Source organism: Cellulomonas soli (genome assembly GCF_052036975.1).
Lineage (GTDB): Bacteria > Actinomycetota > Actinomycetes > Actinomycetales > Cellulomonadaceae > Cellulomonas > Cellulomonas soli_A.
Genome location: NZ_JBQIAR010000003.1, coordinates 285,769 through 294,703, shown reverse-complemented (window position 1 = coordinate 294,703; position 8,935 = coordinate 285,769). Strand labels below are relative to the sequence as shown.

Annotated in this window: 8 protein-coding genes and 1 pseudogene; 8 read left to right on the top strand and 1 reads right to left on the bottom strand. The window is 73.8% G+C overall.

Annotated features, from left to right (window positions below; translation table 11 throughout):
* Positions 1–62: 62 nt before the first annotated feature.
* The 8 genes and pseudogenes from ACTHAM_RS05300 to ACTHAM_RS05265 all read left to right on the top strand — a co-directional run.
* Positions 63–734 (top strand): annotated as a pseudogene (locus tag ACTHAM_RS05300) (DUF2520 domain-containing protein); the annotation flags it as partial.
* Positions 731–1,726: a pantoate--beta-alanine ligase gene (gene panC, locus ACTHAM_RS05295; protein WP_440685085.1), complete on the top strand. Its 996-nt coding sequence runs from the start codon at positions 731–733 to the stop codon at positions 1,724–1,726. The pseudogene ACTHAM_RS05300 and the gene panC, both read left to right, overlap by 4 nt.
* Positions 1,723–2,214, top strand: a complete 492-nt coding sequence (panD, locus tag ACTHAM_RS05290; protein WP_440685083.1) for an aspartate 1-decarboxylase — start codon at positions 1,723–1,725, stop codon at positions 2,212–2,214. The genes panC and panD overlap by 4 nt, the downstream gene beginning before the upstream one ends.
* Positions 2,215–2,231: 17 nt before the next feature.
* Positions 2,232–3,959, top strand: a complete 1,728-nt coding sequence (locus ACTHAM_RS05285; RefSeq protein ID WP_440685081.1) for an L-aspartate oxidase — start codon at positions 2,232–2,234, stop codon at positions 3,957–3,959.
* A gap of 210 nt (positions 3,960–4,169) precedes the next feature.
* Positions 4,170–5,021, top strand: a complete 852-nt coding sequence (nadC, locus tag ACTHAM_RS05280) for a carboxylating nicotinate-nucleotide diphosphorylase (RefSeq protein ID WP_440685097.1) — start codon at positions 4,170–4,172, stop codon at positions 5,019–5,021.
* 72 nt (positions 5,022–5,093) lie between these two features.
* Positions 5,094–6,647, top strand: a complete 1,554-nt coding sequence (lysS, locus tag ACTHAM_RS05275) for a lysine--tRNA ligase (RefSeq protein ID WP_440685079.1) — start codon at positions 5,094–5,096, stop codon at positions 6,645–6,647.
* A 28-nt stretch (positions 6,648–6,675) separates the two neighbouring features.
* Positions 6,676–6,876, top strand: coding sequence for a hypothetical protein (locus tag ACTHAM_RS05270; protein ID WP_440685077.1), 201 nt, complete (start codon positions 6,676–6,678; stop codon positions 6,874–6,876).
* Positions 6,877–6,961: 85 nt separating this feature from the next.
* Positions 6,962–7,294, top strand: coding sequence for a histone-like nucleoid-structuring protein Lsr2 (locus tag ACTHAM_RS05265; protein WP_440685075.1), 333 nt, complete (start codon positions 6,962–6,964; stop codon positions 7,292–7,294).
* A 100-nt stretch (positions 7,295–7,394) separates the two neighbouring features.
* Here ACTHAM_RS05265 and xylB read toward each other — a convergent pair whose 3' ends face one another.
* Positions 7,395–8,843: a xylulokinase gene (xylB, locus tag ACTHAM_RS05260; RefSeq protein ID WP_440685073.1), complete on the bottom strand. Its 1,449-nt coding sequence runs from the start codon at positions 8,841–8,843 to the stop codon at positions 7,395–7,397.
* Between the last annotated feature and the right edge of the window lie 92 nt (positions 8,844–8,935).

The following is an 8,935-nucleotide window of genomic DNA, read 5'->3' as shown; positions in this document are numbered from 1 at the left end:
CTCGCGGAGTCGTCGGCAGCGTCATCTGACTATCCCCTGCGAGATGTGTATAAGAGACAGCGCCGGCGCGAGCGGCCGGGGTCATCCCGCTGGCGATCCACCCGGCGATGACGTTCACGGGCACCTCGCTGGACCTGGTGCGCCTGGTGGGTGCGACGTTCGCCGTGACCGGTCCGGGGCCCGTGCTGCCGATCGGTCAGGCGCTCGTGGTCGAGGTCGGCGGCGAGCCCGTGGTGCTGGACGAGGAAGCCCGCCCGCTGTACCACGCGGCCCTGGCGCACGGGGCGAACCACCTGGTCGTGCTCGTCGCGCAGGCGGCGCAGGCCCTGGTGGGCGCCGGTGTCGACGACCCGGGCCGCGTGCTCGGCCCGCTGCTCGGTGCGGCGCTGGACGGTGCCGTGCGTGCCGAGACGGGGGCCGACCCGTCGGGTGTGCGGGGCCCTGGGGCGATCTCGGCGTTGACCGGTCCGGTGCGTCGCGGGGATGCCGGCACGGTCCGGGAGCACGGTGTGGCGCTGACCGCCCTGGCGGCGACGACGGGCGCCGTCGACGTGGTCGAGGGGTACCGTGCCATGGCGCGCGCGGCCACGCAGCGTGCGCTCGCGGCGGGGCTGATCGGCCCGCAGGCCGCGCAGGAGCTGCTGGACGCGGTGGCGGGCATTCCTGTGCCCGCTGCGCCGTTGCAGCAGGAGGACCACGGTGCCGAGCAGGGCCCGCAGGAGGACGACGCATGACCGGCACGACCCCCAGACCGACCACGACGCCCCCGGCGGAGGCGACGGGTGGCCCGACGCTGACGCGGTCGCGTGAGGCGTTGGCCGCCGCGCTCGCCGTGCAGGACGCGCGTGCGCTGCCGCGTCCCGACGGTGCCGCGCACGAGGCCCGACCGCATGCGCGGGCGGTCGTGATGACCATGGGTGCGTTGCACGCCGGTCACCTGTCGTTGGTGCGTCGGGCCAAGGAGATCGCCGACGCGGTCGTGGTGACGATCTTCGTCAACCCGCTCCAGTTCGGCCCCACCGAGGACCTGGACCGTTACCCGCGTGACCTGGACGGCGACCTGCGTCTGCTGTCCGGCCCCGGGCTGCTCGGGCCGGACGACGTCGTGTTCGCCCCCACGCCCGAGGTCGTGTATCGGGACGGTGACCCGATCGTGCGGGTCGCGGCCGGTGCGGTCGGCGACGTGCTCGAGGGTGCCCTGCGGCCCGGGCACCTGGACGGTGTGCTGACGGTGGTGCTCAAGCTGATGCACCTGGTGCGCCCGCAGGCGGCGGTGTTCGGCGCCAAGGACGCCCAGCAGCTCGCGGCGGTGCGTCGCATGGTGCACGACCTGGACGTGCCGGTCGAGGTGGTCGCCGGGGCGACGGTGCGCGACGAGGACGGGCTGGCGCTGTCCAGCCGTAACGCGTACCTGACGCCCGACCAGCGCCGGCAGGCCTTGGCGTTGTCGCACGCGTTGGCGGCGGCCCGCGCGCAGGCCGCGGCCGGGCTGGGCCCGGAGGCGGTGCGTGCGGCGGCCTTGGCGGTGCTCACGGACGGGGTCCCGGCCCATGACGTGCGCCCGGTCGACGTGGTCGACTACGTGGCCCTGGTCGATCCGGGCACGTTCGCCGACGTCGGGCCGGACCGCACGGGGCCGGTGGTGCTCGCACTGGCTGCCCGGGTGGGGGCCACCCGCCTGATCGACAATGCCGAGCTGCTGCTCGCGGGGGAGGTGTCCGCATGACCTCGCTCGTGCGCACGATGATGACCGGCAAGATCCACCGGGCCACGGTGACCGCCTCCGACCTGCACTACGTCGGTTCGATCACGGTCGACGCGGACCTGCTGCTGGCGGCCGACGTGCTGCCCGGTCAGCAGGTCGACGTGGTCGACGTGACCACGGGGGCCCGTCTGACGACCTACGCGATCGCCGGGGAGCCCGGTTCCGGGCAGGTGTGCGTCAACGGTGCGGCGGCCCACCTGGTGCACCCGGGTGACATCGTGATCCTGATCGCGTACGGGCAGCTGTCCGACGCTGAGGCGCGCACGTACGAGCCGCACGTGGTGCTGGTCGACGCCGACAACCGCATCGTCGAGCGGGGTGCCGACCCGGGTCAGGTGCCGCAGGCGTGGACGGACGAGTCGGGGCTGACGGGCAGCGGCATCCCCTTCGAGCGGGCTCGTGCCCTGGCGGCCGGGGGCCACGTGCCTGGCGCGCACGCGACGCGGTGACGCCGACCGGGTCGGCGGTGGACGCACCGGTGGTGGCGGGCGCCTCGACGGGTCTGCGTCTGGCGACGCGGCTGGCCGCCCCTGAGCCGGGCTGGACGGTCGAGGCCGATGCGGTCGTGGTCGGCTCGGGCATCGCCGGGCTCACGGCGGCGCTCGAGCTGCGCACCCGGGTGCCGCGCGTGCTGCTGGTCACCAAGGACCGCCTGTACTCGGGCTCGACCGTGTGGGCGCAGGGTGGCATCGCGGCGGCGCTGGCCCCGGACGACTCACCGGCCGCCCACCTGCAGGACACGCTCGTGGCCGGGGCGGGCCTGTGCGACCCGCGGGCCGTGGAGGTGCTGGTCACCGAGGGGCCGGCCCGGGTGCGCGAGCTGGTGGCACGCGGTGCGGTGTTCGACCGTGCCCCCGACGGCCGGATCTCGCTGACGCGTGAGGGTGGGCACCACGCCGACCGGATCGCGCATGCCGGCGGTGACGCCACGGGCGCGGAGATCTCCCGTGCGCTGGTCGCGCAGATCGAGGCGGTGCGCGACGACCCGGGCATCGAGGTGATCGAGCACGCGCTGGTGCTCGACGTGCTGACCGGGCCGGCAGGCCCCGACGGGCGGCCCGGTCCGGCGTGCGGTGTGACGTTGCACGTGATCGGCGAGGGTTCGCGTGACGGTGTGGGTGCGGCGCTGGGCCGTGCGGTGGTGCTGGCCACCGGTGGCATCGGGCAGGTCTTCCGCTCGTCGACGAACCCTGCGCAGGCCACGGGTGACGGCATCGCGGCGGCGCTGCGAGCGGGTGCGACGGTGGGTGACGTGGAGTTCGTGCAGTTCCACCCCACCGTGCTGTGGCTGGGCGCCGGGGTGAAGGGGCAGCTGACGCTGGTGTCGGAGGCGGTGCGCGGCGAGGGGGCGCGCCTGCTGGACACCGACGGTGTGCGGTTCATGCCCGACGTGCACCCGATGGCCGAGCTGGCCCCGCGGGACGTGGTGGCGCACGCGATCGTGCGGCAGATGGCCGCGACCGGTTCGGACCACGTGTGGCTCGACGCGCGGCACCTCGGCGCGCAGTTCCTGCGTCGGCGGTTCCCGACCATCCACGACCGGCTCGCCGAGCACGGGATCGACCTGACCACGGACCTGGTGCCGGTGGCCCCCGCGCAGCACTACCACTCGGGTGGTGTGGTGACCGACCTGGCGGGGCGCACGTCGCTGCGCGGTCTGTACGCGGTGGGGGAGACGGCCTGCACGGGTGTGCACGGCGCCAACCGGTTGGCCTCGAACTCGCTGCTCGAGGGCTTGGTCTTCGCGCACCGTGCCGCACGCGACATCGCGGTGAAGGTCGCCGACGGTGACCTGCCTGCGCTGGAGCCGGTCGAGCGTGCCGGTGAGCGGGCCCTGGTGGCGGCGGCCTCGCGGTCGCGTGTGCAGCGGCTGGCGTCGGCCGGGCCGGGGGTGCTGCGTGACGGCGAGGGGTTGCGGCGCGCTGCGGCGGGTCTCGCGCAGGTCCCGACCGATGCGCACCTGTGTCACGCCGACGGGCGGCCGTTGGCCGACCCGCAGGTGGCCGAGTGGGAGACGACGAACGTGCACCAGGTCGCCTCGGTGCTCACCGCTGCGGCGCTGGAGCGCGAGGAGAGCCGCGGCGGGCATGCGCGCAGCGACTTCCCGTCGCCGGACGAGGCGTGGCGGTTGCGTCTGGAGCTGACGCTCGAGCCGGACGGCACGGTGCGGTCGCGGCACACGCCCGTCGAGTGAGCGGCAGGTGGGCCGGGCGCGGTGCACCTGCTGCCCGACGACTACCGTGACCGGGTGAGCACGACCGCGACCCCGCAGCCCGACCCGCAGCACCCCGTCTCGCCGACCGCCGAGCGGCAGCCCGACGCGCAGCGGGCCGCCGGGACGGCGGACGTGCTGCCCGGTGTGCTGCCCGGTGACCCCGGCCCGGATCCGTCCGCGATCGCGCGGATGGTGTCCGCCGCGCTCGACGAGGACCTCGGCCCGGCCCCGGGGCGTGACGTCACGACGCAAGCGACCGTGCCGGCCGCCGCGACGGGCACCGCGCTGCTGATGGCCCGGGCCGAGGGGGTGCTGGCGGGACTGGTGGTCGTGCCGCAGGTGCTCGCCCAGGTCGCGCAGCGGTTGTCGCTGCCGTGCCCCGTGCTGCGCGTGCACGTGCCCGACGGCACCCGTGTGCACGCCGGTGACGTGCTGGCCGAGCTGACCGGTCCCGTCCAGGTGCTGCTGGTCGCCGAGCGCACCTTGCTGAACCTGGCGTCGCGAGCCTCGGGCGTCGCCACGCACACCCGCCGGTGGTCCGATGCGCTCGACGGCACGGGGGCGCAGGTGCTCGACACCCGCAAGACGACGCCGGGTCTGCGCGCCCTGGAGAAGTACGCGGTGCGCTGCGGCGGTGGCACGAACAAGCGCATGGGTCTGTTCGACGTGGCCATGGTCAAGGACAACCACGTGGTGGCGGCCGGGTCGGTGGCGGCGGCGGTGGCTGCGGTGCGGGCGGGGTTCCCGGGGGTGCCGATCCAGGTCGAGGCCGACACGCTCGAGCAGGCGCTCGAGGCCGTGGGTGTGGGCGCCGACTTCCTGCTGCTGGACAACATGCCCACGCCGGTGCTGCGCGAGGTCGTCGCGGCGGTGCGGGCGGGTGAGGCCACGACCGGGCGGATCGAGCTGGAGGCCACGGGCAACCTCACCCTGGAGCGCGCCCGTGAGGTGGCGCTGACCGGTGTGGACCACCTGTCGGTGGGTGGTCTGACGCACTCCTCGCCCATCTTGGACCTCGCGCTGGACCTGACCCCGCACTGAGCCGTCCGCGGCACCGGTGGGGGTCGCGTCGGCGCGGGACGACGCCGGTGGTCACGCCCGTAGAATCGCCCGGTGAGCCAGACGCCGCAGACGCCCACCACGACCTCGGCCGCACCGTCGGTCCCCCTCGGCGCGGACCAGGACGACGCCCCCGAGCAGATCCGTGTCCGCCGCGAGAAGCGCGAGCGGATGCTCGCCGAGGGCGTGCAGGCGTACCCGGTCTCGGTGCCCCGCACGCACACCATCGCCGAGGTCCGCGCGGCCCACCCGGACCTCGAGGCGGGCGCCGAGACGGACGACGAGGTCGGCGTGGCCGGTCGCGTGGTGTTCCTGCGGAACACGGGCAAGCTGTGCTTCGCCACGTTGCAGGACGGTGAGGGCAACCGCCTGCAGGCCATGCTGAGCCTGGCCGAGGTCGGCGAGGAGCGGCTGACGGCGTTCAAGGCCGACATCGACCTGGGCGACCACCTGTTCGTGCACGGCAAGGTCATCTGCTCCAGGCGTGGCGAGCTGTCGGTCTTCGCCGACGCGTGGCAGCTGGCCGCCAAGGCGATCCGCCCGTTGCCGAACCTGTACGAGGGTACGGAGATGTCCGAGGAGGCGCGGGTCCGCCAGCGCTATGTCGATCTCATCGTGCGCCAGCAGGCCCGTGACACGGTGCGTCTGCGCGCCGAGGTGGTGCGTTCCCTGCGCGAGAACTTCCACCGCCGCGGGTATCTGGAGGTCGAGACCCCGATGCTGCAGACGCAGCCCGGTGGCGCCTCCGCGCGACCCTTTGTGACGCACATGAATGCGTTCGACATCGACCTGTACATGCGTATCGCGCCCGAGCTGTTCCTCAAGCGTGCGGTGGTGGGCGGTATCGAGCGCGTCTTCGAGATCAACCGCAACTTCCGCAACGAGGGTGCCGATTCCACGCACTCGCCGGAGTTCGCGATGCTGGAGGCCTACGAGGCCTACGGCGACTACGACACGATGGCCGCTCTCACGCAGGACCTGGTGCAGACCGCCGCGATGGACGCCCTGGGCACGACGCTGGTGACCTTGCCGGACGGTGAGGAGTACGAGCTCGGTGGGCAGTGGACGCAGCTGTCGATGTACGACTCGTTGTCGGGTGCGCTGGGGGAGGAGATCACCCCGGAGACGACCGTCGCGCAGCTCAAGACGATCGCCGAGCGGCTCGAGGTCGAGGTCGACCCGCGTCGCCTCAGCCACGGCAAGCTGGTCGAGAACCTGTGGGAGCACCTGGTCGGTGACGGCCTGCACGCCCCGACGTTCGTGCGTGACTTCCCGGTCGAGACGAGCCCGTTGACGCGCGACCACCGCAGCAAGCCGGGCATCGTGGAGAAGTGGGACCTGTACGTGCGCGGCTTCGAGCTGGCGACCGCGTACTCCGAGCTGGTCGACCCGGTGATCCAGCGGCAGCGGTTCGAGGCGCAGGCGCTGCTGGCGGCGGCGGGTGACGACGAGGCGATGCCGCTCGACGAGGACTTCCTGGCTGCGGTCGAGTACGCGATGCCGCCCTCGGGTGGTCTGGGCATGGGTCTGGACCGTCTGCTCATGGCGCTGACGGGCCTGGGTATTCGCGACACGATCCTGTTCCCTCTGGTGAAGCCGCAGGTCTGATCGGCCGGATGTCGAGGAGGGGTGTGGCATGAGCGGATGGGGTGCGGCGCTGGCCGCGGTGCTGCCGTCGATCGGTGTCGGCCTGCTCTTCTGGTACGCGATGCGCGCGGTCGTGAATGCGGACCGGACCGAGCGTGCCGCATTGGCGCGAATGGACGCCGAAGAGCGCCTTCAGGCACGGCCTGCCGACGCCGTTCGTGATGACGGTGTGAAGAAAAACGATTCCTGAGCACTCGGATTGACGCCCCTTCGGGCGGGTGCAATGCTGTGCGCCGTCACGCAATTCTTTCTTCTCAGACAATCTGGAGCAGACGATGGCGCAGAAGGTCCAGGTCCTGCTGGTCGATGACATCGACGGAGGCGCGGCCGACGAGACCGTGTCGTTCGCCCTCGACGGCATCACGTACGAGATCGACCTGACGGCCGAGCACGCCACGCAGCTGCGTGACGCGTTCGCGCAGTGGGTCGGCCACGCCCGCCGTGTCGGTGGTCGTGCGGGTGCTCGCACCTCGTCCGCCCGTGCCAAGCGCGGCGCCGCGGCCGACTCGCAGGCGATCCGCGAGTGGGCCAAGGAGAACGGCCACCACGTGTCCGAGCGTGGGCGCATCTCCGCGACGATCAAGGCCCTGTACGAGGCCGCTCACTGAGCCTGGTCACCGTACGACGAAGGCCCGGCCCCCCAAGGGGACCGGGCCTTCGTCGTGCTGCGGGACCTGCGGGTGGCGCGCCCTGCCGGGCGCACCAGGATCAGGCGGGCCGGACGCCGGTGAGCTCGCGCACGGCCGCGTACTGCTCGCGCACCCGCGGTGCGGCCGCCGCGCTGAACACCTCGGCGGAGGAGGCGGCGGTCCACGCGGGGGCGTCCTGCGCACCGGACAGCACCCAGGCGGCCTGACGGGCAGCGCCGTCGGCCACGTACTCGCCGGGGGTCGGCACCGTGACGTCCAGGCCCAGCACGGCGGGGGCGATGTGCCGCACGGCTTCCGACTGGGCGCCGCCGCCGATGAGCAGCACGCGGTTGACCTGCACACCCTGGGCGCGCAGCGCGTCCAACCCGTCGGCCAGGCCGCACAGCATGCCCTCGACCGCCGCGCGGGCCACGTGGGCCGGGGTGGTGTTGCCCAGGCGCAGGCCGTGCAGGGCACCGGTGGCGTCGGGGCGGTTGGGTGTGCGCTCGCCCTCCAGGTAGGGCACGAGCACCAGGCCGTCGGCGCCCGTGGGGGCGGACAGCGCCAGGGCGGACAGACCGGGGTGGTCGGTGCCGAGCATGCGCGCGGTGGCGTCGAGCACGCGCGAGGCGTTCAGCGTGCAGGCCAGGGGCAGGAACGCGCCGGTGGCGTCGGCGAACCCGGTGACCATGCCGCTGCCGTCGGCGGTGGGGGCGGCGGCGATGGCGGAGACCACGCCGGACGTGCCCAGCGAGATGGCCACGTCGCCGGGCACCAGCCCGAGGCCGAGCGCCGCCGCGGCGTTGTCGCCGGCGCCGGGGCCGATCACGGGTCGCAGCGCGCCGATGACGGAGCGCTCGCCGCCCTCGTGCGGGCCGAGCACGCGCGGCAGCACGGCCCCGTGCCCGAGCGCGAGCTCGAGCAGGTCGGTGCGGTAGTCGTCCGTGACGGGCGACCAGTAGCCGGTGCCGGAGGCGTCGGAGCGGTCGGTGCGCAGCGCGGCCAGACCGGCGGCACCCGACCCGGGGCCGTGGCCGGCCAGACGCCAGCTCAGCCAGTCGTGCGGCAGGGCGACGGCTGCCACGCGTGCGGCGTTCTCCGGCTCGGCGTCGCGCAGCCAGCGCAGCTTGGTCACGGTGAGCGAGGCGACGGGCACCGAGCCGATGGCGTCGGCCCAGGCCTGCGCACCGGCCACGGGGTCGCCGTCGCCGAGCTCGGCGATCAGGTCGGTGGCGGCCTGCGCGGAGCGGGTGTCGTTCCACAGCAGGGCGTCGCGGATCACGGCGCCGTCGGCGTCGAGCGCGACCATGCCGTGCTGCTGGCCGCCGACCGCGATGGCCTCGACGTCGTCGATGCCGCCGGCGTCGGCGATGGCCGCCTGGAGGGCGTCCCACCAGTGGTCGGGGGACACCTCGGTGCCGTCGGGGTGGCTGGCGCGGCCGCTGCGCACGAGGGCGCCGGTCGTGGCGTCACGGATGACGACCTTGCAGGACTGGGTGGACGAGTCCACCCCGGCGACGAGCGTCATGGGGGCTGCTCCTGGGATGTGAGGGCGACGGGTGGTGGTGCGCGCGGGCTCGCGTCGGTGCGCGCCCGTATGTGCCGAGAGCCGGCCGGTCG